Annotated in this window: 27 protein-coding genes; 15 read left to right on the top strand and 12 right to left on the bottom strand. The window is 61.5% G+C overall.

The genetic code is table 11. The features are described 5' to 3' along the window. Positions 1-15: 15 nt before the first annotated feature. The 11 genes from phnE to phnP are packed head-to-tail and all read left to right on the top strand — an operon-like array spanning position 16 to position 8,555. Positions 16-798 (top strand): phosphonate ABC transporter, permease protein PhnE, encoded by a 783-nt coding sequence (gene phnE, locus ACA062_RS24520; RefSeq protein ID WP_138968570.1) that lies wholly within the window; start codon positions 16-18, stop codon positions 796-798. A 37-nt stretch (positions 799-835) separates the two neighbouring features. Then, positions 836-1,540: a phosphonate metabolism transcriptional regulator PhnF gene (gene phnF / locus ACA062_RS24515; protein WP_138968568.1), complete on the top strand. Its 705-nt coding sequence runs from the start codon at positions 836-838 to the stop codon at positions 1,538-1,540. Between the two features lie 14 nt (positions 1,541-1,554). After that, positions 1,555-2,001 (top strand): phosphonate C-P lyase system protein PhnG, encoded by a 447-nt coding sequence (gene phnG, locus ACA062_RS24510; RefSeq protein ID WP_497453391.1) that lies wholly within the window; start codon positions 1,555-1,557, stop codon positions 1,999-2,001. Continuing rightward, entirely contained in the window at positions 2,001-2,600 is a 600-nt protein-coding gene (phnH, locus tag ACA062_RS24505) for a phosphonate C-P lyase system protein PhnH (RefSeq protein WP_497453390.1), read from the top strand. Before phnG ends, phnH begins: the two co-directional genes overlap by 1 nt. Then, entirely contained in the window at positions 2,600-3,676 is a 1,077-nt protein-coding gene (locus ACA062_RS24500; protein WP_497453389.1) for a carbon-phosphorus lyase complex subunit, read from the top strand. The genes phnH and ACA062_RS24500 overlap by 1 nt, the downstream gene beginning before the upstream one ends. Before the next feature lie 13 nt (positions 3,677-3,689). Then, positions 3,690-4,556 (top strand): alpha-D-ribose 1-methylphosphonate 5-phosphate C-P-lyase PhnJ, encoded by an 867-nt coding sequence (locus ACA062_RS24495; RefSeq protein ID WP_497457490.1) that lies wholly within the window; start codon positions 3,690-3,692, stop codon positions 4,554-4,556. Then, positions 4,553-5,362, top strand: a complete 810-nt coding sequence (phnK, locus tag ACA062_RS24490) for a phosphonate C-P lyase system protein PhnK (RefSeq protein WP_497453388.1) — start codon at positions 4,553-4,555, stop codon at positions 5,360-5,362. The genes ACA062_RS24495 and phnK overlap by 4 nt, the downstream gene beginning before the upstream one ends. Before the next feature lie 29 nt (positions 5,363-5,391). Then, complete coding sequence (gene phnL / locus ACA062_RS24485; RefSeq protein WP_497453387.1) at positions 5,392-6,111, top strand: phosphonate C-P lyase system protein PhnL; 720 nt, start codon at positions 5,392-5,394, stop codon at positions 6,109-6,111. Next, positions 6,101-7,246 carry an alpha-D-ribose 1-methylphosphonate 5-triphosphate diphosphatase gene (locus tag ACA062_RS24480; protein ID WP_497453386.1) on the top strand — a complete coding sequence of 382 codons (1,146 nt, stop codon included), beginning with the start codon at positions 6,101-6,103 and terminating at the stop codon, positions 7,244-7,246. The genes phnL and ACA062_RS24480 overlap by 11 nt, the downstream gene beginning before the upstream one ends. Next, positions 7,246-7,815, top strand: a complete 570-nt coding sequence (gene phnN / locus ACA062_RS24475; protein WP_497453385.1) for a phosphonate metabolism protein/1,5-bisphosphokinase (PRPP-forming) PhnN — start codon at positions 7,246-7,248, stop codon at positions 7,813-7,815. The genes ACA062_RS24480 and phnN overlap by 1 nt, the downstream gene beginning before the upstream one ends. Further along, positions 7,806-8,555 (top strand): phosphonate metabolism protein PhnP, encoded by a 750-nt coding sequence (phnP, locus tag ACA062_RS24470; protein ID WP_497453384.1) that lies wholly within the window; start codon positions 7,806-7,808, stop codon positions 8,553-8,555. Before phnN ends, phnP begins: the two co-directional genes overlap by 10 nt. 18 nt (positions 8,556-8,573) lie before the next feature. Here phnP and ACA062_RS24465 read toward each other — a convergent pair whose 3' ends face one another. The 3 genes from ACA062_RS24465 to ACA062_RS24455 all read right to left on the bottom strand — a co-directional run bounded on the left by ACA062_RS24465 (position 8,574) and on the right by ACA062_RS24455 (position 11,018). Then, the gene (locus ACA062_RS24465) at positions 8,574-9,149 is read right to left on the bottom strand and encodes a PIN domain-containing protein (protein ID WP_497453383.1); all 576 of its coding nucleotides are present in this window, start codon (positions 9,147-9,149) and stop codon (positions 8,574-8,576) included. Further along, positions 9,146-9,613, bottom strand: coding sequence for a helix-turn-helix domain-containing protein (locus ACA062_RS24460; protein WP_497453382.1), 468 nt, complete (start codon positions 9,611-9,613; stop codon positions 9,146-9,148). Before ACA062_RS24460 ends, ACA062_RS24465 begins: the two co-directional genes overlap by 4 nt. 199 nt (positions 9,614-9,812) lie before the next feature. Continuing rightward, positions 9,813-11,018 carry an MFS transporter gene (locus ACA062_RS24455; RefSeq protein ID WP_497453381.1) on the bottom strand — a complete coding sequence of 402 codons (1,206 nt, stop codon included), beginning with the start codon at positions 11,016-11,018 and terminating at the stop codon, positions 9,813-9,815. 232 nt (positions 11,019-11,250) lie between these two features. Between ACA062_RS24455 and ACA062_RS24450 the strand changes: the two genes are divergently transcribed. Continuing rightward, positions 11,251-11,880: a hypothetical protein gene (locus tag ACA062_RS24450; protein WP_497453380.1), complete on the top strand. Its 630-nt coding sequence runs from the start codon at positions 11,251-11,253 to the stop codon at positions 11,878-11,880. 194 nt (positions 11,881-12,074) lie between these two features. Here the strand turns inward: ACA062_RS24450 and ACA062_RS24445 are convergent, their stop codons facing one another. From ACA062_RS24445 to gcl, 8 genes are all read right to left on the bottom strand, one after another. Beyond that, entirely contained in the window at positions 12,075-13,073 is a 999-nt protein-coding gene (locus ACA062_RS24445) for a sulfate ABC transporter substrate-binding protein (RefSeq protein WP_497453379.1), read from the bottom strand. Between the two features lie 216 nt (positions 13,074-13,289). Continuing rightward, positions 13,290-14,114 (bottom strand): ion transporter, encoded by an 825-nt coding sequence (locus ACA062_RS24440; protein WP_497453378.1) that lies wholly within the window; start codon positions 14,112-14,114, stop codon positions 13,290-13,292. 21 nt (positions 14,115-14,135) lie between these two features. After that, entirely contained in the window at positions 14,136-15,050 is a 915-nt protein-coding gene (locus ACA062_RS24435) for an urea transporter (RefSeq protein ID WP_497453377.1), read from the bottom strand. Between the two features lie 145 nt (positions 15,051-15,195). Then, entirely contained in the window at positions 15,196-16,611 is a 1,416-nt protein-coding gene (gene pyk, locus ACA062_RS24430) for a pyruvate kinase (RefSeq protein ID WP_497453376.1), read from the bottom strand. Continuing rightward, positions 16,601-17,881 (bottom strand): glycerate kinase type-2 family protein, encoded by a 1,281-nt coding sequence (locus ACA062_RS24425; protein WP_497453375.1) that lies wholly within the window; start codon positions 17,879-17,881, stop codon positions 16,601-16,603. Before ACA062_RS24425 ends, pyk begins: the two co-directional genes overlap by 11 nt. A gap of 164 nt (positions 17,882-18,045) precedes the next feature. Next, positions 18,046-18,936 (bottom strand): 2-hydroxy-3-oxopropionate reductase, encoded by an 891-nt coding sequence (locus tag ACA062_RS24420; protein WP_128869374.1) that lies wholly within the window; start codon positions 18,934-18,936, stop codon positions 18,046-18,048. Between the two features lie 191 nt (positions 18,937-19,127). Beyond that, a complete protein-coding gene (hyi, locus tag ACA062_RS24415) occupies positions 19,128-19,910 on the bottom strand; it encodes a hydroxypyruvate isomerase (RefSeq protein ID WP_497453374.1) in 783 nt (260 codons plus the stop codon). Between the two features lie 138 nt (positions 19,911-20,048). Then, on the bottom strand, positions 20,049-21,824 hold the full coding sequence (gene gcl / locus ACA062_RS24410) for a glyoxylate carboligase (protein ID WP_497453373.1): 1,776 nt from the start codon (positions 21,822-21,824) through the stop codon (positions 20,049-20,051). Between the two features lie 265 nt (positions 21,825-22,089). Here gcl and ACA062_RS24405 point away from each other — a divergent pair, with 265 nt between their 5' ends. Next, positions 22,090-22,530, top strand: a complete 441-nt coding sequence (locus tag ACA062_RS24405; protein WP_150785452.1) for a GlcG/HbpS family heme-binding protein — start codon at positions 22,090-22,092, stop codon at positions 22,528-22,530. A 227-nt stretch (positions 22,531-22,757) separates the two neighbouring features. After that, positions 22,758-23,216 (top strand): REP-associated tyrosine transposase, encoded by a 459-nt coding sequence (locus tag ACA062_RS24400; RefSeq protein ID WP_497453372.1) that lies wholly within the window; start codon positions 22,758-22,760, stop codon positions 23,214-23,216. A 130-nt stretch (positions 23,217-23,346) separates the two neighbouring features. Here ACA062_RS24400 and ACA062_RS24395 read toward each other — a convergent pair whose 3' ends face one another. After that, entirely contained in the window at positions 23,347-23,952 is a 606-nt protein-coding gene (locus ACA062_RS24395; RefSeq protein WP_497280947.1) for a TetR/AcrR family transcriptional regulator, read from the bottom strand. 134 nt (positions 23,953-24,086) lie between these two features. Here ACA062_RS24395 and ACA062_RS24390 point away from each other — a divergent pair, with 134 nt between their 5' ends. Further along, the gene (locus ACA062_RS24390) at positions 24,087-25,001 is read left to right on the top strand and encodes a DUF808 domain-containing protein (RefSeq protein ID WP_497453371.1); all 915 of its coding nucleotides are present in this window, start codon (positions 24,087-24,089) and stop codon (positions 24,999-25,001) included. The last annotated feature ends 33 nt before the right edge of the window (positions 25,002-25,034 follow it).

The raw sequence follows: 25,034 nt of genomic DNA, 5'->3' as shown, positions 1-25,034 counted from the left end.
TTTTAGAGAAGCCTTATGACCACTTTGCACGCTGAAGCTGTCGGCAAGCGCACCTGGCCGCAGTACGCCGGTTGGGGCCTGTTCCTGGTCCTGCTGGCCTGGGCCTGGCACGGCGCCGAGATGAACCCGATGGCGCTGTACCGCGATTCGGGAAACATGGCGACCTTCGCCGCCGATTTTTTCCCGCCTGACTTCCACGAATGGCGCGCCTACCTCAAGGAAATGATCGTCACCGTACAAATCGCCCTGTGGGGCACGGTGCTGGCGATTGTCTGCTCGATACCCCTGGGGATTCTCTGCTCCGAGAACATCACCCCCTGGTGGATTCACCAGCCGTTGCGGCGGGTGATGGATGCCTTCCGTTCGATCAACGAAATGGTGTTTGCCATGTTGTTTGTGGTGGCGGTCGGGCTGGGCCCGTTCGCCGGGGTGCTGGCGCTGTGGATCAGCACCACCGGGGTGCTGGCCAAGCTGTTCGCCGAAGCGGTCGAGGCCATCGACCCGGGCCCGGTGGAAGGTGTTCGCGCTACCGGTGCCAGCGCACTGCAAGAAGTGATCTACGGCGTGATTCCGCAAGTGATGCCGCTCTGGGTGTCCTACGCGCTTTACCGTTTCGAGGCCAACGTGCGCTCGGCGACGGTGGTGGGGATGGTCGGTGCCGGCGGGATCGGGGTGATTCTGTGGGAGAACATCCGCGCCTTTCAGTTCGTCCAGACGTGTGCAGTCTTGCTGGTGATCATCGTCGTGGTCAGCCTGATCGACATCCTGTCGCAACGCCTGCGCAAGCGGTTCATCTGAATTTCGGAGGGGTGCCCCTGGGCGCTTTTTTTTAAGCATGCAGTTGTCTAGACAAGATGAACCGGTGTACCGCGAACTGGCCGACATCCTGCGCCGTGAGCTGGCCGATTATCAGGCCGGGGACTTCCTGCCGGCGGAAGTGCAGTTGGCCGAACGTTTCGGGGTCAACCGCCATACCTTGCGCCGCGCCATCGATGAGCTGGTGTTCGAAGGCAGCCTGTTGCGCCGCCAAGGCAAGGGCACACAGGTGCTGGAGCGGCCGCTGATTTATCCGATGGCGGCCGACAGCGCCTACAGCCAGTCGTTATCGGCCCAGGGCCTGGGCGTCGAGGCGGTGCTGCTCAAGCGCCGTTACTGCTTCGCCAGCCGCGAAGAGGCGCAACACCTCGGTCTTGCCGAGATGGCACCGATGATCGAATTGCAGACGTTGCGCAAGCTCGATCACCAGCCGGTCAGCCTGATCCGTCATCGCTATTGCGCCAGCCACGCGCCGTTGCTGGCCGACTACACCGGCGGTTCCCTGCGTCAGTACTTGAGCGAGCGGGACCTGCCACTGACCCGCACCCTGAGCCTGATCGGCGCCCGTTTACCCAGCCGCGAAGAAGCCGCGTTGCTGATGATGCCCCGGCACTTGCCGGCGCTGAGTGTGTTCACCCTGTCCCGCGACCGCGACGGCCGCCCGGTGGAGCTCGCCCAGTCCACCAGCCGTTCGGATCGCTTTCAGTACCAGGTCGTCATCTGATGGAGAACTCAACCATGAACCCTGTTCCTTGCGCTGCGCGGCAGCACTGGATCGGCGTGCTGGCCCGCGCCCGTCGCGGCGAATTGCAGCCGCACGAAGCCGCGCTGCGCGACATTGAATACCAGCTGATCCGCGCCCCGGAAATCGGCATGACCCTGGTCCGTGGCCGCATGGGCGGCAACGGTGCGCCTTTCAACGTTGGCGAAATGAGTGTGACCCGGTGCGTGGTGCGCCTGGCCGATGGGCGTACCGGTTACAGCTACCTGGCGGGTCGGGACAAGGTCCACGCCGAGTTGGCGGCCCTGGCCGACGCGCATTTGCAGGGGGCGCAACAGCGCCATTGGCTCGATCAAGTGATCACGCCGCTGGCCAACGCCCAAACGCAACGCCGGGCGCAAAAAGAGGCGGAAACCGCCGCCACCAAAGTCGAATTCTTCACCCTCGTGCGAGGAGAAAACTGATGAGCGCACCGTTGTTGCAACCGGCGTTCAACGACCCGGTGCTGGATGCCCAGCGCGGTTTTCGCGCCGCGCTCAAGGCGCTGGCCGGCCCCGGATCGATCCAGACCCTGCACGCCTCCCCACGCCTAGAAGGGCTGGCCCCGGCGACCTACGGGTTGTGCCTGGCCTTGCTGGATGCCGACACGCCGCTGTGGCTGGCGCCGTCCTTCGACACGCCGGCGATCCGCGCCAACCTGGCATTTCACTGTGGTTGCCCACTGACCGCACACCGCGAAGACGCGCGTTTTGCCTTGCTCGCTGCCGAGGACCTGCTCGACCTCAGCGGCTTCGACCATGGCAACGATCGCTACCCGGATCAGTCCTGCACCTTGCTGGTTCAGCTGCCGAGCCTTGACGGCGGAGCAGGGCTGGGCTGGCGCGGACCGGGGATTGAGCACGAGCACGGCGCAGCTCTGCCCGTGGCCGATGGCTTCTGGCGTGAACGTGAACGGCGCAACGAATTTCCCCGGGGACTGGACCTGTTTTTCAGCGCCGGTCACGACGTTATCGGCCTGCCGCGCAGTACGCGGATCATCCGCCCAACCCAGGAGCCTGTCTGATGTACGTAGCCGTCAAGGGTGGCGAACAGGCCATCGACAATGCCCACCGTCTGCTGGCGAAAAAACGCCGGGGCGATACTACTGTCACTGAACTCGGCGTCGAGCAGATCCGCCAGCAACTGCCGCTGGCCGTGGCCCGGGTGATGAGCGAAGGCTCGCTGTATGACGAGGAACTGGCCGCACTGGCAATCAAGCAAGCGGCGGGGGATCTGGTCGAGGCGATCTTCCTGCTGCGGGCCTATCGCACCACGTTGCCGCGCTTCAGCCCGAGCCTGCCGATCGACACGTCAAACATGCAGCTCAGTCGACGCTTGTCGGCCACCTTCAAGGACGTGCCGGGCGGGCAGTTGCTGGGGCCGACTTTCGATTACACCCATCGTCTGCTGGACTTTGCGCTGCTCGCCGAAGGCGAATACCCGGGGCCGCCAGTCACGCCGAACGCCAGCCTCGAACCCTGCCCACGGGTGTTGGGTTTGCTGGCCAGGGAAGGCCTGATCAAGAACGAGGCCGACAACGGCGACAGCGTGGCCGACATCACCCGCGACCCACTGGAACTGCCCGCCAGCCGCGCCCAGCGCTTGCAGGCCCTGGCCCGTGGCGATGAAGGTTTTCTGCTGGCGCTGGGTTATTCCACCCAGCGCGGTTATGGCCGAAATCACCCGTTCGCAGGGGAAATCCGTATCGGTGAAGTGCAGGTGTGGATCGATCCCGAAGAGCTGGGTTTCCCCATCTGCCTGGGCAGTATCGAAGTCACCGAGTGCGAAATGGTCAACCAGTTCGTCGGCTCCGCCACCGAGCTGGCGCAGTTCACCCGCGGTTATGGCCTGGCTTTCGGCCACGCCGAGCGCAAGGCCATGGGCATGGCACTGGTCGACCGTGCGTTGCGGGCCGGGGAGTACAACGAAGAGATCCTGTCCCCGGCGCAGCAGGAGGAGTTCGTGCTGATGCACTGCGACAACGTCGAGGCCGCCGGTTTTGTCTCGCACCTCAAATTACCGCACTACGTGGATTTCCAGGCCGAGCTGGAGCTGATCCGCAAACTGCGCAAACCGGCCGAGGGCCACAGCCATGAATGACCTGAGCAACCCCATGAAGGGCATGACGCCTGCGCGCGATGCGGCGTACAACTTCGCCTACCTCGATGAGCAGACCAAACGCATGATCCGTCGCGCCTTGCTCAAGGCCGTGGCCATCCCCGGCTACCAGGTGCCGTTCGGCGGGCGCGAGATGCCGCTGCCATACGGTTGGGGCACCGGCGGCATGCAATTGACCGCGGCCATTCTCGGTGCCGACGACGTGCTCAAGGTCATCGACCAGGGCGCGGACGACACCACCAACGCAGTGTCGATCCGCCGCTTCTTCGCCCGCACCGCTGGCGTCGCCACCACTGAAAACACCCCGGACGCCACGGTGATCCAGACCCGCCACCGGATCCCGGAGACCCCGCTGCACGCCGAGCAGATCATGGTCTATCAGGTGCCGATTCCCGAGCCGTTGCGCTTTATCGAACCCTCGGAAACCGAGACCCGGACCATGCACGCGCTCAATGATTACGGGGTGATGCACGTCAAGCTCTACGAGGACATCGCCACCTTCGGCCACATCGCCACCGCGTACGCCTACCCGGTGATGGTCGACGAACGCTATGTGATGGACCCCTCGCCGATTCCCAAATTCGACAACCCGAAACTCGACATGAGCCCGGCGTTGATGCTGTTCGGCGCCGGTCGGGAGAAACGCTTGTACGCGGTGCCGCCGTACACCCGGGTCACCAGTCTCGACTTCGAGGATCACCCCTTCGAAGTGCAGAAGTGGGACCAGTGCTGTGCCATTTGCGCCAGCCACGATTCGTTCCTCGATGAGCTGATCATCGACGACGCCGGGACCCAGCGCTTCGTCTGTTCCGACACCTATTACTGCGCCCAGCGCGTCAGCCAGCAGGAGCAGGGCCAATGAACCAGGCGCTGAAGAATGAACTGTCCACCGTTACTGCCGAACCCTTGCTGCGGGTACGCGACTTGTCGCTGTTGTACGGCCTGGAGAAGGGCTGCCAGGACGTCAGCTTCGACTTGTACCCAGGCGAAGTACTGGGGATTGTCGGCGAGTCCGGTTCCGGCAAGTCGACCTTGCTCTCGTTGCTCAGCGGCCGCCTGCCGCCCCAGCGCGGCAGCATCGGCTACCGCGACAAGCAGGGGCAATGGCTCGATCTGTACAGCGCCAGCGAAGCCGAGCGCAGAACGTTGCTGCGCACCGAATGGGGCTTTGTCGAACAGAACCCGCGCGACGGCTTGCGCATGGGCGTTTCCGCCGGTGCCAACATCGGCGAACGCCTGATGGCCCAGGGCGTGCGCAATTACCAGCAACTGCGCGGTGCCGGGATCGATTGGCTGAGCCAGGTGGAAATCGACCCGCTGCGCATCGACGACTTGCCCCGCACCTTCTCCGGTGGCATGCAGCAGCGCCTGCAAATCGCCCGCAACCTGGTGTCGAGCCCGCGCCTGGTGTTCATGGACGAACCGACGGGCGGACTCGACGTGTCGGTGCAGGCGCGTCTGCTCGACCTGCTGCGCGGGTTGGTGCGGGAACTGGACCTGGCGGTGGTCATCGTCACCCACGACCTGGCCGTGGCGCGTCTGCTGGCGGATCGGCTGATGGTGATGCGGCGCTCGCGGGTGGTGGAAACCGGCCTGACCGACCAGATCCTCGACGATCCGCAACACCCTTATTCGCAACTGCTGGTGTCTTCGGTGTTGCAGCCGTGAAGCCCCGCCCCTCTGTGGAAAATCGAGCGATGAATACCTTGATCGAGGTCCGTGACCTCTCGAAAACCTTCACCTTGCATCAACAGCACGGTGTTGTCCTGAACGTGCTGCGCGGGGTGGATTTCAGCGTGGCGGGCGGTGAATGCCTGGTGCTGCATGGCCAGTCCGGCGCCGGTAAAAGCACCTTGTTGCGCACCCTCTATGGCAATTACCTGCCGGCCGGCGGCAGCATTCGCGTGCAGCACGACGGTGGCTGGCTGGAGCTGGTGGGCGCCGAGCCGCGGGACATTCTCCAGGTGCGCCAGCGAACCCTGGGCTATGTCAGTCAATTCCTGCGGGTGATTCCACGGGTGGCCTGCCTGGACGTGGTGATGGAGCCGGCGTTGGCTCGCGGCTGGTCAACACATCGGGCGCAATCGCGCGCCGAGCTGTTGCTCAGCCGTTTGAACATCCCGCAACGCCTTTGGCAATTGGCCCCCGGCACCTTCTCCGGGGGCGAACAGCAACGGGTCAACATCGCCCGCGGCTTCATGGTGGCCTGGCCGGTGATGCTGCTCGACGAACCGACCGCGTCCCTGGACGACACCAATCGCCAGGTGGTGCTGGAGCTGATGAACGAGGCCAAGGCGGCAGGCGCCGCGTTGATCGGCATTTTTCACGACCGCACCGCCCGCGAAGCGGTTGCCGATCGCCATCTCGACATGACCCCAGCCGCTGTGAACCATGAGGAATACGCCGATGCCCGCTGAACAGATCCTCAGCAATGCCCGCCTGGTCACCGCTGACCGGGTGTTCCTCGGCACCCTGGTGCTGCGCGACGGCGTGATTGCCGACATCGCCGAAGGCCCGAGCCGGTTGCCCCAGGCCCAGGACCTGAGCGGCGATTTCCTGTTGCCGGGGCTGGTCGAGCTGCATACCGACAACCTGGAAAGGCACATGACCCCGCGCCCCGGCGTCGACTGGCCGTCGAACTCGGCGGTGCTCAGCCACGATGCGCAGATCATCGCGGCCGGCATCACCACGGTGTTCGACGCCGTGTCCATCGGCGATGTAAACCCCAAGGGCAATCGCATGCAGAAATTGCCGGCGATGCTCGAGGCGATCTCCAGCGCGTCCAGCGCCGGGCTGACCCGCGCCGAACACCGTTTGCACCTGCGGTGCGAGCTGTGTCATCCGGACACCCTGAGTGTGTTCCGCGACCTGGTGCAGCATCCACTGGTGCAATTGGTGTCGGTGATGGACCACTCGCCGGGTCAGCGCCAGTTTGTGCAGGAATCCAAGTACCGTGAGTACTACATGGGCAAGTACCACCTGACGACCCTGCAAATGGACGAATTCATCGAGTTGCAGATGGCCAACTCACGTCAGTACAGCGCCCGCTATCGCGCGGCGATTGTGGAACATTGCCTGGACCTCGGCCTCTCGGTGGCCAGCCATGACGATGCGACCCTGGCGCATGTCGAAGAATCGGCGCGCTACGGCATGACCATCGCCGAGTTCCCGACCACCGTCGAGGCCGCGCAGGGCAGCCGGCAACGGGGAATGAAGGTGTTGATGGGCGCACCGAACATCGTGCGCGGCGGTTCCCACTCGGGTAACGTCGCTGCGGCAGACCTGGCGGCTGCGGGGCTGCTGGATATCCTGTCCAGTGACTACTACCCGGCCAGTCTGCTGCAGGCGGCGTTTTTGCTGGCGGCCCAGGACAATAACTGCGACCTGGCGCAGGCGGTGCGCATGGTCACCCAGGCGCCGGCCAGAGCGGCAGGTTTGAGCGATCGCGGCGAACTTGCGCCGGGCTTGCGCGCGGACCTGGTACAGGCCCGAAGCCAGGACGGATTGCCGGTGGTACAACAAGTCTGGCGACAGGCGAAGAGGGTGTTTTGATGGCGGGCAGGTTGATTTATCTCATCGGACCTTCCGGGTCGGGCAAGGACAGCCTGCTGGATGCGGCACGGGCGCCGTTGGCCGATCGCGGCTGTCGCATGGTGCGGCGGGTCATCACCCGCTCGGCGGAAGCGGTGGGGGAGGCGGCGCAAGGTGTCAGTGCGCAACAGTTCGCCGACATGGAGGCGCGGGGCGCGTTTGCCCTGAGCTGGCACGCCAATGGCCTGGCCTATGGCATCCCGCGGGAAATCGACGACTGGCTGGCGGCCGGGCAGGACGTTCTGGTCAATGGCTCGCGCGGCCATTTGCCAGCTACGCGCCGACGTTATCCAAACCTGCTGGTGCTGTTGCTGACCGTGGATCAAGCCGTTTTGCGCCAGCGCCTGCTGGCACGGGGGCGGGAGTCGGTCACCGAGATCGAGGCGCGGCTGGCGCGCAATGCCCGCTTCAGCGAGCGTGTGCTCGCCGGGCACGATCCGGCAGTGCACGTGCTCGACAACTCCGGGTCGCTGAAGCACACGGTCGAACGTTTGCTGGCCTGCGTCGACGGACAATCCGAATGCGCCTGACCTTGCTCGGCACCGGTGATGCGCGACAGGTGCCGGTCTACGGCTGCGACTGCGCAGCCTGTGACCTGGCCCGCAAGGACGAACGCCGCAGGCGTCGCCCCTGCAGCGCCCTGGTCGAATGTGGCGATCAGCGCTGGTTGATCGACAGCGGCCTGCCGGACCTGACCGAACGCTTCCCGCCACGCAGCTTCAACGGCATTTTCCAGACCCACTACCATGCCGATCACGCCCAGGGCCTGCTGCATCTGCGCTGGGGCCAGGGGCTGGTCATTCCGGTGCATGGGCCGGTGGACCCGGAAGGCCTGGCCGACCTCTACAAACACCCCGGCATTCTCGACTTCAGTCAGCCGTTCGCAGCCTTCGACACCCGCCGGTTCGGCGCACTCAGCGTCACGGCGTTACCGCTGCAACACTCAAGGCCCACCCTTGGCTACCTGCTGGAAGGCGAGGGACGGCGCATCGCCTACCTGACCGACACCGTAGGCTTGCCGCCGGCCACCACCGCCTGGCTGCAAAAAGCGCCCCTTGATCTATTGGTGCTCGACTGCTCGATACCGCCGCAGCCCCAGGCTCCACGTAACCACAACGACCTGAACCTGGCGTTGCGGTGCATTGAAGAGCTGCAACCGGAGCTGGCGGTGTTGACCCATGTCGGCCATGCGTTGGATGCATGGTTGCTGGAGCATCGGGACAAGTTGCCGGGGAATGTCACTGTGGGATTCGATGGGTGTGTGGTTTAACGCCCTGGGGAGCAGCAGTCAGAGAATGGCCGCATAGAGAGTCAATGCTTTGCTCGACTGAACCAGGCCCTGACGCAATAGAAGATCAAGATAGGTGTTGACGTCTATCGGTGGCATCTTCAACTGTTTTCGTTGACGTTGGGCCGCCGCTATCACCGCTGCCGGGTCCAGGTCAAAGAGGTTGTCGACGAACTGGTCAGGATGCTGAGCCTCGATACCGAAAGGACCTAATACCTCACGAGGGAAGTCTTTCTGATTGAAAGTGACGATGACGCTGGCATTGCAACGAATGGCAGCTGCCAGCACGTGTCGATCATCGATGTCGGGCAGCGTTAATCCTTCAATCAGGTCTTCGTAACCCGTTCCACAAGCGTCGGGTAACGCCTGATCCATCAGCTCGGACGTGCGATCGAGTTGTTCTGCGGTCAGATCCGGACGGTTTTTCAGCAGGTTGCGCTTCCATTCGTTGTGTATCTCCAGAGACCATTTCGCTCTGAAACATCCGGAGAGTGCAAGCCACATCAGAAAATCTCTCAGGGGCGCGGGGTAGAGCACACAGGCGTCATAAACAGCAGTAAAAGAGGAGTGCCTCACTCGTATCCTGTCCTTAACGCCTGTGCCTGCTCCGCAAGAAGCGTCATTGCTTGCTCACTGGCAGTGTCGCGCCGGTTTTTATAGTCCATCAAATCGACAAAGCGCACACGTCGGTGCTTGCCTGTTTTGTGGTAGGACAATTCGCCGGATTCAAGCAGCTTGATCAGGTGAGGGCGTGAGACGTTGAGCAGATCCGCCGCTTCCTGGGTAGTCAGCTCAGCATGGACCGGGACCACCTTGACGGCATTGCCGGCTGCCAGCTCGGCCAAAATATCGACCAGCAGTCGCAGAGCCGAAGTAGGCAGCTCAACGCTATGGGCTTCATTCTGTTGGTCAAAAATCTGGATGTGCTGAGTTTCGATTTGAGTCGTGAGGAAGGCAGCCAAGGTGCGTTGGCCTTCGACTGCAGCCTGCACCTCACGCTCCATGGGTAAGGTAATCGGGGGATGGGTGGCGAGTGACATGGAGGTTTCCAATATTCTGAATAACTGAAGTTGGCAGGCTATTCGAAATAATCGAAAATCGCAATAAACGAAACAAACGAAATATTCACCTGTGCGGTGTTAACTGGCGATTCCTTCACTGCATCCAGAATCGATGAGGATAAGACTCATGCTGGGTGGGAACTTCAATCACCCGCCGTAAACCAACGTTTTTTGACGTTCACGCGGTAGCGAGCGAACGCTTCTCTGAAACACTCAAAAACCGCAATAACGCCAGCAACGGAAACGCGCTGCCGACGATCACGATCCACAACCAGCCGCCGTGCTCATACACAGCACTGGCCACCGACGAACCAAACGCGCCACCGATGAAGATGCTGGTCATGTACAGCGCATTTAACCGACTGCGGCTTTTGGCATCGAGGGCGTAAATCGCGCGCTGACCGAGAACCATGTTCATCTGCACGCAAAAGTCGAGTACCACACCGGTGACCGCCAGGCCAATGACGCTGTAGACCGGATGGATGAAGGCTGGCAGGAAGCTCAGGCTGGCGAACAGCAGCGCCAGCAACGAGGCGATGCGGGTGTGGCCGGCATCGGCCAGGCGACCGGCGATGGGCGCGGCAATGGCGCCGATGGCCCCGACCAGGGCGAAGATCGCGATCTGGGTTTGCGACAGACCATGATTGCGCGCCAGTTCCAGCGGCACGGCAGTCCAGAACAGACTGAAGGTCGCGAACATGCAGCCCTGATACAGCGCGCGCTGACGCAGTACCGGTTGTTTACGCAACAGGGTCCAGAGAGAACCCAGCAACTGGCCATAAGTAGCGCTGTGATCAGGCTGGCGCTTGGGAATGGTCACGGCCAAAACGATGCTGATCGCCGCCATCAATACCGCGGCAATCACAAACATCGCCCGCCAGCCGAAATGGTCAGCCACCAGGCTGGACACCGGACGCGCCAGCAGAATCCCCAGCAGCAAACCGCCCATGATCCCGCCGACCACACGACCGCGAGACTCTTCCGGCGCGAGGTGCGCGGCCAGGGGAATCAGGATCTGCACCGACACCGAACTGAAGCCCACCAGCAGCGAAATCAGCAAAAACACGTTCGGCTGATCGGTGAACGCCGCGCCCAGGAGGCTGGCAATCGCCACCACGCTGGTGATGATCATCAGTCGGCGGTTCTCGAGCAGATCACCCAGCGGCACCAGGAACAACATGCCCAACGCGTAACCGATCTGGGTCAGCGACACGATGAAACTGGCCATGGAGCTGCTCAGGCCGACGTCCGGAGCGATCAGATCGATGATCGGCTGGGCGTAATAGAGGTTGGCCACAATGGCGCCGCAGCAGAAGGCAAACAGCAGGACCATGCCTCGGGTCATTGTCGCGGTGCCGTGGGGCACCTGGGTCGCTGGGCTCATAACGAGTCTCGCTAAACGAAAGGGAAGGCGCGCAGGCTAAGCGGCAGGCCAAAGCGCTGGAAGAGGGATTGCAGTGATAGTCATCATGCCTGTGCGCAATGATTGACCCCGGCTTTGCGTGGTTGCCGAAGCACCATGCGTCAAAAATTCGAGGCCTGATGATACATTCACTTACATCTTGTTCGATAGCGTGCTTATGTTCTCCACACTACATAACCGGAAGGCCCTTTCCATGAATGCGATGTTTCGTCAGCTGATTTGCGGCGCTTCTGCTATCACCCTCATCACCTTGTGCACCGCTGGCCTGGCTCAGGCCCAAGACGCACCAGGCATGCGCATCGGCGTGCGCGGCGAGATCACTGGCGTCAATGCCGATGTGTTGAACGTCCATGTATACAGCGGTGAAAACGTGGTCATCCACCTGACCCAAGACACCAAAGTCCGCGCTGTCACCCTGGCCAATATCGAAGACATCAAACCTGGCAGCTACATCGGCTCGGCTGCCGTGCCGCAAGCAGACGGCACCCTCAAGGCCCTGGAAGTTCACGTCTTTCCACCGGAACTGGCCGGTAGTGGCGACGGGCATCGACCCTTTGATCTGGCCAAGGGCAGCAGCATGACCAATGGCAGTGTCGGCGACCTGGTCGTGAGCAATGGCCGGGTGCTGACCGTTCACTACAAGGGCGGGCAACAGAAGATCCTGGTGCCGGAGGACGTGCCGATCGTCAATCTGCTGCCGGGGGATCGTAGCTTGCTGAAGGTCGGGGTGAAGATTGTGACGTTTGTGACGCAGAGTGCGGACGGTACGCTGACGGCACAGTCAATTTCGGCGGGCAAGGACGGCGTCACCCCTCCGATGTAACTGTGTGTCGCAGAACCTGTGGGAGCGGGCTTGCCCGCGAAAGCGGCGGCACATCCAGCATTGATGTGATTGATAAACCGCCATCGCGGGCAAGCCCGCTCCCACAGGATCAACGCTGTACAAGGATTCTGTGACTGCTGGAACCCACAAAAAAAGGCGATCTTCGCAGATCACCTTTTTTATTGGACTAGGAATTACTGACCGCTGTAAATCTGATCAAAAACCCCGCCATCATTGAAGTGGGTCTTCTGCACGGTGCGCCAGTCACCAAAGGTTTTCTCCACTGACAGGAAATCCACTTTCGGGAAGCGGTCGGTGTACTTCGCCAATACCGCTGGATCACGCGGACGCAGGTAGTTCGCCGCGGCGATTTCCTGGCCTTCCGGCGACCACAGGTACTTCAGATATTCCTCGGCGGCAGCGCGGGTACCTTTCTTCTCGACCACTTTGTCGACCACGGAGACCGGTGGCTCGGCTTCGGCGGAGACGCTTGGGTAGATGACTTCGAACTGATCGCGGCCAAACTCGCGAGCGATCATTTCCGCTTCGTTTTCAAAGGTCACCAGCACGTCGCCAATCTGGTTGGTCATGAAGGTGGTGGTGGCTGCGCGGCCACCGGTGTCCAGCACCGGCGCTTGTTTGAACAGCTTGCCGACGAAGTCCTTGGCCTTGGTTTCGTCACCGCCATTCTTCAGCACATAACCCCAGGCCGAGAGATAGGTGTAGCGGCCGTTGCCCGAGGTTTTCGGGTTCGGCACAATCACTTGCACGCCATCCTTGAGCAGATCCGGCCAGTCTTTCAGGGCTTTCGGGTTGCCTTTACGCACGATGAACACGGTGGCCGAGGTGAAGGGCGCGCTGTTGTTCGGCAGGCGAGTGACCCAGTTGTCCGGGATCAGTTTGCCGTTGTCCGCCAGGGCATTGATGTCGGTGGCCATGTTCATGGTAATGACGTCGGCTGGCAGGCCGTCGATCACGGAACGCGCCTGTTTGCTGGAGCCACCGAAAGACATCTGCAGGGTGATGTTTTCGTTGTGCTCGGCTTTCCAGTGTTTCTGGAACGCAGTGTTGTAGTCCTTGTAGAAATCGCGCATCACGTCGTAGGACACGTTAAGCAGGGTCGGTGCGGCTTGCGCCACGCTGGTCAGGGCCAAGCCAGCGGCCAGAAGTGAGGCGCCAAAGAGTTTTTTCACTGCGCATTCCTTGTTTTTGTGTAGGAGCTGGCTTGCCAGCGAAGGTCGTTAACGATAACGCGTGTTTGCTGACGGAACGCGGCGTTCTTCAGACCTTCGCTGGCAAGCCAGCTCCTACAGGGTTATTTTTCAGTCATTAAAAGAAGTGTTGCCACCGTTTTGCCAGCGACTATAGCCGGAGGCACATAGTCCTTTAAAGATTAAAAAGTGCTTTGCTTATTCCAGTTTCTTAAACAATGCGTTGCCGCAGCGCGAGCAGAATGCCGCACCCTGTTCGTGGCTGTTTTTCTTGCACACCGGACAATCGGTCTGCTGCTGTTCGCCACGCATCGCGTTCGCCAGTTCGGCAGTGAAAATCCCGGTCGGCACAGCGATGATCGAATAGCCGGTGATCATCACCAGGGACGAAACCACCTGGCCCAGCGGCGTCCTGGGGACAATGTCGCCGAACCCCACGGTGGTCAACGTTACGATAGCCCAATAGATACCTTTGGGAATGCTCGTGAACCCGTGTTCCGGGCCTTCGATCACATACATCAGCGTGCCGAATACCGTGACCAGCGTGCAGACGCTGAGCAGAAATACCACGATCTTCTGCTTGCTGCCGCGCAACGCCGACATCAGATAGTTGGCTTGCTTGAGGTACGGGCTGAGTTTGAGCACGCGGAAAATCCGCAGCATCCGAATGATCCGGATAATCAGCAAGTACTGCGCATCGCTGTAATACAGCGCAAGAATGCCGGGCACGATCGCCAGCAAATCCACCAGCCCATAAAAGCTGAACGCATAACGCAACGGCTTGGGCGAGCAGTACAGGCGCAGGCCGTACTCGATCGCAAAAATAATGGTGAAGCCCCATTCGATGTACGCCAGCAGGTTGGCGTAGTTCTGGTGGATCGCGTCGATGCTGTCGAGCATCACGATCACAATGCTGGCGAGGATGATCAACAGCAAGATGCCGTCGAAGCGCCGCCCGGCCTTGGTGTCGCTCTGGAAAATCATGACGTAAAGCTCTTCACGCCAGTTTTTGCTGCTGTCCATGGAAAACGCCTGAATCGGGAATCAGCGAAGCCTAGGGTGATTCCCGGTGGTTGCGCAAGGCGCACTGTCAGCGGCGGCCTGGCGCAGCACACGAATGCCGGCACGGATCAGCCAGCAGGCGAGGATAAATGGCGCGGTCAATGGGGCCAGACCGAGTGCGGCGAAGCCTGGTGTGAGCAGTATTGCCAGGACAATGCCCAGCAACGGCAGCCAGGGCTGGCGGCGAACCTGGCTGAAGGCGAGGGCAGCGAGCACCGGGTTGTAGCCGCTCAAACCCAGCAGCGCGTTTGACGTTTCGTAATGCAAAAGAGCGAATCCGACACCGGCAATCGAGCCGAGCAACGCCCAGAGAAATGCACGCCGATCAGCGATCAGTAACCCCGCCGCAATCAGCGCACCGGCCAACGGATGCCCAAGAAACATCACCTGACCGAGCCCCTTCCATGAGGCGGCAAGCACGTTGAGGGTATTCAGTTCGATCAGTGGCGCCGGATGTTGGGGGGCGGCAAACGAGAGCAGCAACCAGCTCAACCCGACGAAGGGTGTGGTGTAGGCGGGCAGGCATTGATGATCGCGGGCGCGTTTGAGCCATTGTTGAATCAGCATCGCACTCAGGCCACCGGCGGCGATGATCAGCGGCGGCAACATCGCGGACCAGGGGAAACAAAGGCTCAGCAGCATGCCGAGCAAAACACCGTTGTAACAGAACAGCCCGGCCTGGCGATCGGCCTTGGCGTAGCCGCGACGCTGGGCGGTGAGCAATCCGGCGACGCCACCCAGCAGCGCACCGCCGAGCAGGGAGGGCGCGGTGAAAAGAATCGCCAGCAGGCACAGCAGGCCGCACAGCGGGTGACGCTGGAGGAAGATCTGGCTGAAGCCGTTGAGCAGGGCTGTGGCCCAGTCGGGGCAGTGGGTGTTGAAGTGGTGGGCAGGCATTTTTTTGTATGTCAGGGGAGCCGTGTAATCGTTCTTCGCGGGCAAGTCGGATCGCCGCACCGCTCGCTCCTACAGGGACAGCGCATTCCTGTAGGGGCGAGCGGTGCGGCGATCCGACTTGCCCGCGAAGGGGCCGGTGCAGATGCTAAATCAACGTCTCTATACGCAGCGAGTTAGTCGACCCCGGCTGCCCGAACGGCACTCCCGCCGTGATCAATAAAGTGTCCCCGCGCTGAGCCATCCCCTGCGCTTGCGCAATCTCCAGCGCTGTCGAGCACACCTCATCCACCTGCCGCAACCGATCATTGACCACCGAGTGCACGCCCCACGCCACGGTCAACCGGCGCGCGGTCTGCAGGTTCGGCGTGAGGTTGAGGATCGGCACCGTCGGCCGTTCCCGCGCCGCACGCAAACTCGACGTACCCGACTCGCTGTAATTCACCAACACTGCCACCGGCAGCACGTTGCTGATGCGCCGGATCGCACAGCTGATGGCGTCGGATACTGTGGCCTCGGCCTTCGGCCGGCTGACGTCGAGTTGCGCCTGATAGTCCGGGCCGTTTTCCACCTGGCGGATGATCTTGCTCATCATCTGCACCGCTTCCAGCGGGTACTCGCCGGACGCGGTTTCCGCCGACAGCATCACCGCGTCCGCGCCTTCGGCCACGGCGTTGGCGACGTCGGTCACCTCGGCACGGGTGGGCGCAGGAGAGAAGCGCATCGACTCCAGCATCTGTGTCGCCACCACCACCGGTTTGCCCAGCTCGCGGCAGGTGCTGATGATGTTTTTCTGAATCTGCGGCACGCTTTCGGCCGGCACTTCCACACCCAGGTCACCACGGGCGACCATGATCGCGTCGCTCAGTTCGGCGATTTCCCGCAGTTGAGCCACCGCCGACGGCTTCTCGATCTTGGCCATCAAAAATGCTTTGTCGCCGATCAGTTCGCGGGCTTCGCGAATGTCTTCCGCACGCTGTACGAACGACAGCGCCACCCAGTCCACACCCAGCTCCAGGCCGAAGCTCAGGTCGCGACGATCCTTGGCGGTCAGCGGGCTCAGCTCGAGCACCGCTTGCGGTACGTTGACGCCTTTGCGGTCCGACAGCTCGCCGCCATTGAGCACGGTGGTGTCGATGGCGTCGGCGTATTTGCTGACCACGCGCAGCCGCAGTTTGCCGTCATCGAGCAGCAGGTCCATGCCCGGTTCCAGCGCCGCGATGATTTCCGGGTGGGGCAAATTGACCCGCCGCTGATCCCCCGGCGTCGGGTCCAGGTCCAGACGCAGTGCCTGACCGCGATGCAGTTGCACCTTGCCCTCGGCGAACCGGCCGACCCGCAGTTTCGGACCTTGCAGGTCCATCAGAATGCCCAGCGGATAATTCAGCTGGCGCTCGACTTCACGAATCCACTGGTAGCGCTGGGCGTGGTCGGCATGATCGCCGTGGCTGAAATTCAGGCGGAAGATGTTGACCCCGGCCTGCACCAGCTCACGGATGTCGTCGATCCCGTCCGTGGCCGGACCGAGGGTGGCGAGGATTTTGACTTTTTTGTCAGGCGTCATTGTTTGTGCTCTCGAGAATCAGGATGGCGCGGAAGTCATTGACGTTGGTGCGGGTTGGTTCGGTGACGATCAGGGCGTCCAGCGCCTCGAAATAGCCATAGCCGTTGTTGTTATCCAACTCGTCGCTGGCGCTCAGGCCGAGCGCGGCGGCGCGGGCGTAGCTGTCCGGGGTCATGAGCGCGCCGGCGTTGTCCTCGGAGCCGTCGATGCCATCGGTGTCACCGGCCAGGGCGTAGACGCCGGGCAGGCCTTTGAGGCTGTCGGTCAGGCTCAGCAGGAACTCGGCGTTGCGTCCGCCACGGCCGTTACCGCGCACCGTGACGGTGGTTTCACCGCCAGAGAGGATCACGCAGGGTGCCGCCAAGGGCTGGCCATGCCGCACGATCTGACGGGCGATGCCGGCGTGAACCTTGGCCACTTCCCTGGATTCGCCTTCCAGGTCACCGAGGATCAGCGGACTGAAACCGGCCTGACGGGCTTTCACCGCAGCGGCCTCAAGCGATTGCTGGGGGCGGGCGATCAGTTGGAAATGACTGCGCGCAAGGCTCGGATCGCCGGGTTTGACCGTTTCCGATTCCGGGCTTTGCAGCCAGTCGCGCATGGAGGCAGGCACTTCGATGCCGTAGCGCTTGAGGATCGCCAACGCTTCGCTGGAGGTGCTCGGGTCGGCCACGGTCGGGCCGGACGCGATGACCGTGGCGAGGTCGCCCGGTACATCGGAAATCGCGTAGGTATAAACAGTGGCAGGCCAGCAGGCCTTGCCGAGACGACCGCCCTTGATCGCCGAAAGGTGTTTGCGAACGCAGTTCATCTCACCAATGGTGGCGCCGGATTTGAGCAGGGCTTTGTTGATTGCCTGCTTGTCTGCCAGGGTGATACCGGCCGCGGGCAGGGCCAGCAATGCCGAGCCGCCGCCGGAGAGCAGGAAGATCACGCGGTCCGCTTCGGTCAGGTCGCTGACCAGGTCGAGCACGCGTTTGGCGACCGCCAGGCCGGCAGCATCAGGCACCGGATGCGCGGCTTCGACCACTTCGATTTTTTCGCACGGGGCGCCGTGGCCGTAACGGGTCACTACCAGACCGCGCACTTCACCCTGCCAGCAACGCTCGACCACCCGGGCCATGGCCGCCGCGGCTTTGCCGGCGCCGATGACGATCACCCGACCGCTGCGGTCAGTGGGCAAATGGGCTTCGAGGACTTGCTCTGGATGGGCGGCGTCGATGGCTGTGGCAAACAGCTCGCGCAGCAATTGTTGCGGATCGACCGACATGGCGGGCTCCCGGAATTCTTGTTATTGGGGTAAGACGACAGCAGGTGCTGCAACGCGGTCCTGTGGGAGCTGGCTTGCCTGCGATCCAGGCGACGCGGTGTATCAGGCACACCGCAGTGATCCCATCGCGGGCAAGCCCGCTCCCACAGGGGTTGGTGCGGGGCTTATTTATCGCGAATAGAGAAATTCGCCATATGTTCCAGGCCCTTGATCAGCGCCGAGTGGTCCCAGTTGCTGCCACCGATGGCCGCGCAGGTGCTGAACACTTGCTGGGTGTTGGCGGTGTTCGGCAGGTTGATCCCCAGTTCGCGCGCACCGGCCAGGGCCAGGTTGAGGTCCTTCTGGTGCAGGCTGATGCGGAAGCCCGGGTCGAAGGTGCCTTTGATCATGCGCTCGCCGTGGACTTCGAGGATCTTCGACGAAGCGAAACCGCCCATCAGGGCTTCACGCACTTTGGCTGGATCGGCACCGTTCTTCGAGGCGAACAGCAGGGCTTCGGCCACGGCCTGGATGTTCAACGCCACGATGATCTGGTTTGCCACTTTCGCGGTCTGACCGTCGCCGTTGCCACCGACCAGGGTGATGTTCTTGCCCATGGCCTGGAACAGCGGCAACACGCGTTCGAAGGCATCGGCATCGCCGCCGACCATGATGCTCAGCGTTCCGGCCTTGGCGCCGACTTCACCGCCGGACACTGGCGCGTCGAGGTACTGCGCGCCTTTTTCGTTGATTTTCGCCGCGAAAGCCTTGGTGGCGGTCGGCGAGATCGAGCTCATGTCGATCACCACCTTGCCTTTGCCGACACCGGCCGCAACGCCGTCGGCGCGGAATAGCACGTCGTCGACCTGCGGAGTATCCGGCACCATGATGATGATGAATTCGGCTTCCTGGGCGACTTCTTTCGGGTTGGCCAGGGCGACCGCGCCAGCGGCGATCAGGTCGGCCGGGGCGGCGTCGTGGTGCGCCGACAGGAACAGGCTGTGACCGGCTTTCTGCAGGTTCAACGCCATTGGGTGGCCCATGATGCCGGTGCCGATAAATCCGATTTTAGCCATGAGAAATTCCTCTTTATTTGACGCATATTCCGATGCGGCAATACAGTCTTGGGGACGCAGCAGATTCATGTGGGAGCTGGCTTGCCTGCGATGGCGGTGGGTCAGGCAACATTGATGTGTGCTGTGCCGACGTCATCGCGGCGGTGCGGCGATCCGACAAGCCCGCTCCCACAGGGTTTTGTGTTGTTCGTTCAGATCGCGTTATGGGCTTTCAGCCAGCCCAGACCCGCTTCAGTGGTGGTCAGCGGCTTGTATTCACAGCCAACCCAACCCTGGTAACCGATACGGTCCAGGTGTTCGAACAGGAAGCGGTAGTTGATTTCACCGGTGCCCGGTTCGTTGCGCCCCGGGTTGTCGGCCAACTGGATGTGGTTGATCTCGCCCAGGTGTGCGGCCATGGTGCGGGCCAGGTCGCCCTCCATGATTTGCATGTGATAGATGTCGTATTGCAGGTACAGATTGGCGCTGCCGACCTGCTCGCGAATCGACAGGGCTTGCGCCGTGTTGTTCAGGTAGAAACCGGGAATGTCGCGGGTGTTGATTGCTTCCATCACCAGTTTGATGCCCGCCGCTTGCAGCTTGTCGGCCGCGTACTTGAGGTTGGCGACGAAGGTTTTTTCCACTGTGGCATCGTCGACGCCTGGTGGACGGATACCCGCCAGGCAGTTGACCTGGGTATTGCCCAGCACTTTGGCGTAAGCGATCGCCAGGTTGACACCGGCGCGGAACTCTTCGACCCGGTCCGGCAGGCACGCGATACCGCGCTCGCCCTTGGCCCATTCACCGGCCGGCAGGTTGAACAGCACCTGGGTCAGGCCGTTGGCGTCGAGCCTGGCCTTGATCTCGGCGGAGCTGAAGTCGTAAGGAAACAGATATTCGACGCCACTGAAGCCGGCCTTGGCGGCCGCTTCGAAACGGGCAAGAAAATCCTGTTCGGTGAACAGCATGGACAGGTTGGCTGCGAAACGCGGCATGGTGGTTTCCCTTGAATTTGTGAGGTCCCCTGTAGGAGCGAGGCTTGCCCGCGAAGGCGTCGTGTCAGTCGACATCAATGTTGAATGGTACGACGCCTTCGCGGGCAAGCCTCGCTCCTACAGGGGAGCGATCAGCAGTTAGTCCAGCAACGAAATCGCCGTTGGCGCATCGTTGCCGACCAGCGCCAGGTCTTCGAATTCATTGACGGCGTTAATCTCGGTGCCCATGGAAATGTTGGTCACGCGCTCCAGAATAATCTCGACGATCACCGGTACCTTGAACTCTTCGATCAGTTCCTGGGCCCTGCGCAGGGCAGGCTGGATCTGGGCCGGTTCGAACACACGCAGCGCCTTGCAGCCGAGGCCTTCGGCCACCGCGACGTGGTCGACCCCGTAACCGTTGAGTTCCGGAGCGTTCAGGTTATCGAAGGACAACTGCACGCAGTAATCCATGTCGAAACCGCGCTGGGCCTGACGGATCAGCCCCAGGTACGAATTGTTGACCACCACGTGGATGTACGGCAGCTTGAACTGCGCGCCCACCGCCAGTTCTTCGATCATGAACTGGAAATCATAGTCGCCCGACAGGGCCACGACCTTGCGGGTCGGGTCGGCCTTGACCACGCCCAGCGCCGCCGGAATGGTCCAGCCCAGAGGGCCTGCCTGGCCGCAGTTGATCCAGTGACGCGGCTTGTAGACGTGCAGGAACTGCGCGCCGGCAATCTGCGACAGACCGATGGTGCTGACGTAGCAGGTGTCTTTGCCGAACACCTGGTTCATCTCTTCATACACGCGCTGTGGCTTGACCGGCACGTTATCGAAGTGAGTCTTGCGCTGCAGGCTGGCCTTGCGCTGCTGGCAATCCTGCAGCCAGGCGCTGCGGTTTTTCAGCTTGCCGGCGGCTTGCCATTCACGAGCGACTTCGATGAATACGGTCAACGCGGCGGCGGCGTCGGACACGATGCCCAGGTCGGGGTTGAACACACGGCCGATTTGCGTCGGCTCGATGTCGACGTGGATGAACTTGCGGCCTTCGGTGTACACGTCGATCGAACCGGTGTGACGGTTGGCCCAACGGTTACCGACGCCCAGTACCAGGTCGGATTTGAGCATCGTCGCGTTGCCGTAGCGGTGCGAGGTTTGCAGGCCGACCATGCCGACCATCAGCGGGTGATCGTCCGGGATAGTGCCCCAGCCCATCAGGGTAGGAATGACGGGGATACCGGTCAGCTCGGCGAACTCCACCAGCAACTCGCTGGCGTCGGCATTGATGATGCCGCCACCGGCGACCAGCAGTGGACGCTCGGCCTGATCGAGCATGGCCAGGGCCTTCTCGATCTGCACGCGGTTGGCGGAAGGCTTGGCCAGCGGCAGCGGTTCGTAGGCGTCGATGTCGAATTCGATTTCAGCCATCTGCACGTCGAACGGCAGGTCGATCAGGACTGGACCTGGACGGCCGGAGCGCATTTCGTAGAAGGCTTTCTGGAACGCATAGGGCACCTGGCCCGGTTCCATGACGGTGGTTGCCCACTTGGTCACTGGCTTGACGATGGCGGTGATGTCGACCGCCTGGAAGTCTTCCTTGTGCATACGGGCGCGGGGTGCTTGCCCGGTGATGCACAGGATCGGGATCGAGTCGGCCGAGGCGCTGTAGAGCCCGGTGACCATGTCGGTCCCGGCTGGGCCGGAAGTACCGATGCACACGCCGATGTTGCCGGCCTTGGTGCGGGTGAAGCCCTCGGCCATGTGCGAGGCGCCTTCAACGTGGCGAGCGAGGACGTGATCGATGCCACCGACCTTCTGCAAGGCGGAGTACAGCGGGTTGATTGCGGCGCCGGGGATGCCAAAAGCGGTATCAACCCCTTCACGGCGCATCACCAGAACGGCGGCTTCGATTGCTCTCATTTTGCTCATGGTTTTGTGCCTCTTACGTTTTATAATTGTATACAAGTGGCTTTGTGCAGAGTGTATTCACGGCGGGCGACGCAGGTCAATCCATTTTATCAAGCGTCTGTTCCATTTGTCGGAAGCCAGATCTGCTGTGGCTTTTCGTCGCATGTGGCGATTTTCGTGAATTATTGTATACAAAAATATAACTCATTGTGTTCTATTTGTGGCGACGGACTTCTGCACAAACGCAGTCCAACGGCTTTCCCTATAACAAAATGAGGACAGCACCATGAGCGCTTTAACCTTGAAAGTTGCAGTCAACCTGACCAGTCAGGCCATCGCCGCCGGGCGTGCAATCGCCGCGGCCCCATTGACCATCGCCGTGCTGGATGCCGGCGGGCACCTGGTCTCCCTGCAACGCGAGGACGGCGCCAGCCTGCTACGCCCGCAGATCGCCATCGGCAAAGCCTGGGGCGCCATTGCGCTGGGCAAGGGCTCACGCCTGTTGGCGCTGGATGCCCAACAACGCCCGGCATTTATCGCGGCCTTGAACAGCTTGGGGCAGGGCAGTGTCGTGCCGGCGCCGGGCGGGGTGCTGATACGGGATCAGGATGGGAATGTGCTGGGGGCGGTGGGGATCAGCGGGGATCTGTCGGATGTTGATGAGCAGTGTGCGATCAGTGCGATCGAGGCGCTGGGGTTGCGGGCGGATGCTGGGGTGAGTGCTTGATCTTCAGCGTCTGAGCAATTGCTATCGCGGGCAAGTCGAATCGTCGCACCGCCGCTCCTACAGGATCCAGCAGATGGACACAAAATATGTGAACACCATCGATCCTTGTGGGAGCGGGCTTGCCCGCGATAGCGATCTATCAGACACATCCAGCTAAAAGTCTGCCTCACCCTCTGGCATTCATAGAGCTAGCCTTTTCATGAATTGAGTATGAAAGAGGCAAAGGAATGCCTGACTTACCTGCTTCACATCGCCTGAGAACGGGTCGCTATGCCGAACCCGATCGAGTCTATTTGCTGACCTCCAATACACAGGGTCGAGAGCCGGTTTTTGCCGATTTCGCTTTGGGCAGATTGGTCGTTCATCAATTTCGCCATGCACACAACCTGGGGTTGGTGAACTCGCTGGCATGGGTGGTTATGCCTGATCACTTCCATTGGCTGGTCGAGATGAAGACATGTTCGCTCAGTAATCTGATGCGCCGAACCAAGTCATTGAGTACTCGAGAGGTGAATCTTTCCAGCGATAGGAAAGGGCCACTTTGGCAACAGGGCTATCACGACCGGGCATTAAGACGGGAAGAGGACTTGGTAAAGATGGCGCGGTATGTTGTGGCCAATCCGTTGCGTGCGGGGCTTGTAGAGCGGCTTGGCGACTATCCGCTGTGGGATGCGATATGGCTTTAAGAATTGATAGAGAGTCGCCCCTATCGCGGGCAAGCCCGCTCCCACAAGGATTGAGGGTGTTCATGGATTTTTTGTGCACCAACAGACCCTGTGGGAGCGGGCTTGCCCGCGATGGCCGCGCCGCAGTCTTTCAGTCCGGCTCACACCCCTTCAATACCAACCGGATAATCGTCTGCGCCGCCGCTTCGTAATCGCTTTCATCGAGCTTGGCTTTGCCGGTAATGGCCGTGATCTGCCAGTCAAAATCGGCATACGTCTGGGTCGCGGCCCAGATGCTGAACATCAGGTGGTTGGGGTCGATGGGGGCGATCTGGCCGCGGTCGATCCAGGTCTGGATGCAGTCTATGTTGTGCTTGGCCTGGCCGTTGAGCTGGTCGACCAGGTCGGGACTCAGGTGCGGGGCGCCGTGCATGATTTCGCTGGCAAACACCTTGGAGGCGAAGGGCAGGTCGCGGGAGATGCGGATTTTCGAACGGATGTAGCCGCTCAGCACTTCACTGGGTACGCCGTCGGCATTGAATGGCGTCGAAGCCTGCAGGATCGGCTCGATGATGCTTTCCAGGACCTCGCGGTAGAGGTTTTCCTTGGATTTGAAGTAGTAGTAGACGTTGGGCTTGGGCAATCCCGCCTTGGCTGCGATGTCACTGGTTTTGGTCGCAGCGAAGCCCTTGTCGGCAAATTCTTCACTGGCGGCACGCAGGATCAGTTCTTTGTTGCGCTCGCGGATAGTGCTCATAAACCAGGTGGTTCCTTGCCTGTGCTGGCGGTTGCGCATGGTAGCACCGGCCTCGCGCGACGCTCAAGAATGCCCCGCCGCCCGTTGAGCCGCGCTATGCTGCGCAGCATTCATTCAAGAAGGAAGCCTGATTCATGGCAGGAAGCAGTTTGCTGTTGCTGATCGACGACATTGCCGCGGTACTGGACGATGTGGCGTTGATGACCAAAATGGCAGCGAAGAAGACTGCCGGCGTGCTGGGTGATGATCTGGCGCTCAACGCCCAGCAGGTCAGCGGCGTACGCGCGGAGCGGGAAATCCCGGTGGTATGGGCGGTGGCCAAGGGCTCGTTCATCAACAAGCTGATCCTGGTGCCGTCGGCCCTGGCGATCAGTGCGTTCATTCCGTGGCTGGTCACGCCGTTGTTGATGGTCGGCGGCGCCTACCTGTGTTTCGAAGGTTTCGAGAAACTCGCCCACACCTTCCTGCACAGCAAGGCCGAGGATCAAGCCGAGCATGCAGAGCTGGTCGAAGCGGTCGCCGATCCGGCAGTCGATCTGGTTGCGTTCGAGAAAGACAAGATCAAGGGCGCGATTCGTACCGACTTCATCCTGTCGGCGGAAATCATCGCTATCACCCTGGGCACCGTGGCGGACGCCTCGCTGACCCAGCAAGTCATCGTGCTGTCAGGCATCGCCATCGTCATGACCATCGGTGTTTATGGCCTGGTGGCCGGCATCGTCAAACTCGACGACCTCGGCTTGTGGCTGACCCGGAAACCCGGGCAGATGGCCAAAAGCATCGGCGGCGGGATTCTGCGTGCGGCACCGTACATGATGAAAAGCCTGTCGGTGATCGGCACGGCGGCAATGTTCCTGGTGGGCGGCGGGATCCTGACTCATGGCGTGCCGGTGGTTCATCACTGGATTGAAAGTGTCAGCGCAGGCGCGGGCGGTGCCGGGTTTATCGTGCCGACATTGCTGAATGCAGTGGCGGGGATTGTGGCGGGTGCGGTGGTGTTGGCGGGGGTGATGGTTGTCAGCAAGATCTGGAAAGCAGTGAAAGGCTGAAGCCTGACACTGTCCAACTGAGGGAGCGAGCTT

The sequence above is a fragment of the Pseudomonas sp. LBUM1679 genome (genome assembly GCF_059695565.1).
This window is presented reverse-complemented; position numbering and strand designations above follow the sequence as displayed.

Coding starts and splice junctions, on each gene's coding strand:
- ACA062_RS24420 (WP_128869374.1), bottom strand. CDS start 18,936: ATGGCTAAAATCGGATTTATCGGCACCGGCATCATGGGCCACCCAATG.
- ACA062_RS24495 (WP_497457490.1), top strand. CDS start 3,690: ATGAAGGGCATGACGCCTGCGCGCGATGCGGCGTACAACTTCGCCTAC.
- ACA062_RS24500 (WP_497453389.1), top strand. CDS start 2,600: ATGTACGTAGCCGTCAAGGGTGGCGAACAGGCCATCGACAATGCCCAC.
- ACA062_RS24435 (WP_497453377.1), bottom strand. CDS start 15,050: ATGCCTGCCCACCACTTCAACACCCACTGCCCCGACTGGGCCACAGCC.
- ACA062_RS24450 (WP_497453380.1), top strand. CDS start 11,251: ATGAATGCGATGTTTCGTCAGCTGATTTGCGGCGCTTCTGCTATCACC.
- phnP (WP_497453384.1), top strand. CDS start 7,806: ATGCGCCTGACCTTGCTCGGCACCGGTGATGCGCGACAGGTGCCGGTC.
- ACA062_RS24455 (WP_497453381.1), bottom strand. CDS start 11,018: ATGAGCCCAGCGACCCAGGTGCCCCACGGCACCGCGACAATGACCCGA.
- phnL (WP_497453387.1), top strand. CDS start 5,392: ATGAATACCTTGATCGAGGTCCGTGACCTCTCGAAAACCTTCACCTTG.
- ACA062_RS24460 (WP_497453382.1), bottom strand. CDS start 9,613: ATGTCACTCGCCACCCATCCCCCGATTACCTTACCCATGGAGCGTGAG.
- ACA062_RS24440 (WP_497453378.1), bottom strand. CDS start 14,114: ATGGACAGCAGCAAAAACTGGCGTGAAGAGCTTTACGTCATGATTTTC.
- ACA062_RS24480 (WP_497453386.1), top strand. CDS start 6,101: ATGCCCGCTGAACAGATCCTCAGCAATGCCCGCCTGGTCACCGCTGAC.
- ACA062_RS24400 (WP_497453372.1), top strand. CDS start 22,758: ATGCCTGACTTACCTGCTTCACATCGCCTGAGAACGGGTCGCTATGCC.
- ACA062_RS24395 (WP_497280947.1), bottom strand. CDS start 23,952: ATGAGCACTATCCGCGAGCGCAACAAAGAACTGATCCTGCGTGCCGCC.
- phnN (WP_497453385.1), top strand. CDS start 7,246: ATGGCGGGCAGGTTGATTTATCTCATCGGACCTTCCGGGTCGGGCAAG.
- pyk (WP_497453376.1), bottom strand. CDS start 16,611: ATGACGCCTGACAAAAAAGTCAAAATCCTCGCCACCCTCGGTCCGGCC.
- gcl (WP_497453373.1), bottom strand. CDS start 21,824: ATGAGCAAAATGAGAGCAATCGAAGCCGCCGTTCTGGTGATGCGCCGT.
- ACA062_RS24405 (WP_150785452.1), top strand. CDS start 22,090: ATGAGCGCTTTAACCTTGAAAGTTGCAGTCAACCTGACCAGTCAGGCC.
- phnF (WP_138968568.1), top strand. CDS start 836: ATGCAGTTGTCTAGACAAGATGAACCGGTGTACCGCGAACTGGCCGAC.
- phnK (WP_497453388.1), top strand. CDS start 4,553: ATGAACCAGGCGCTGAAGAATGAACTGTCCACCGTTACTGCCGAACCC.
- phnE (WP_138968570.1), top strand. CDS start 16: ATGACCACTTTGCACGCTGAAGCTGTCGGCAAGCGCACCTGGCCGCAG.
- ACA062_RS24390 (WP_497453371.1), top strand. CDS start 24,087: ATGGCAGGAAGCAGTTTGCTGTTGCTGATCGACGACATTGCCGCGGTA.
- phnH (WP_497453390.1), top strand. CDS start 2,001: ATGAGCGCACCGTTGTTGCAACCGGCGTTCAACGACCCGGTGCTGGAT.
- ACA062_RS24425 (WP_497453375.1), bottom strand. CDS start 17,881: ATGTCGGTCGATCCGCAACAATTGCTGCGCGAGCTGTTTGCCACAGCC.
- phnG (WP_497453391.1), top strand. CDS start 1,555: ATGAACCCTGTTCCTTGCGCTGCGCGGCAGCACTGGATCGGCGTGCTG.
- hyi (WP_497453374.1), bottom strand. CDS start 19,910: ATGCCGCGTTTCGCAGCCAACCTGTCCATGCTGTTCACCGAACAGGAT.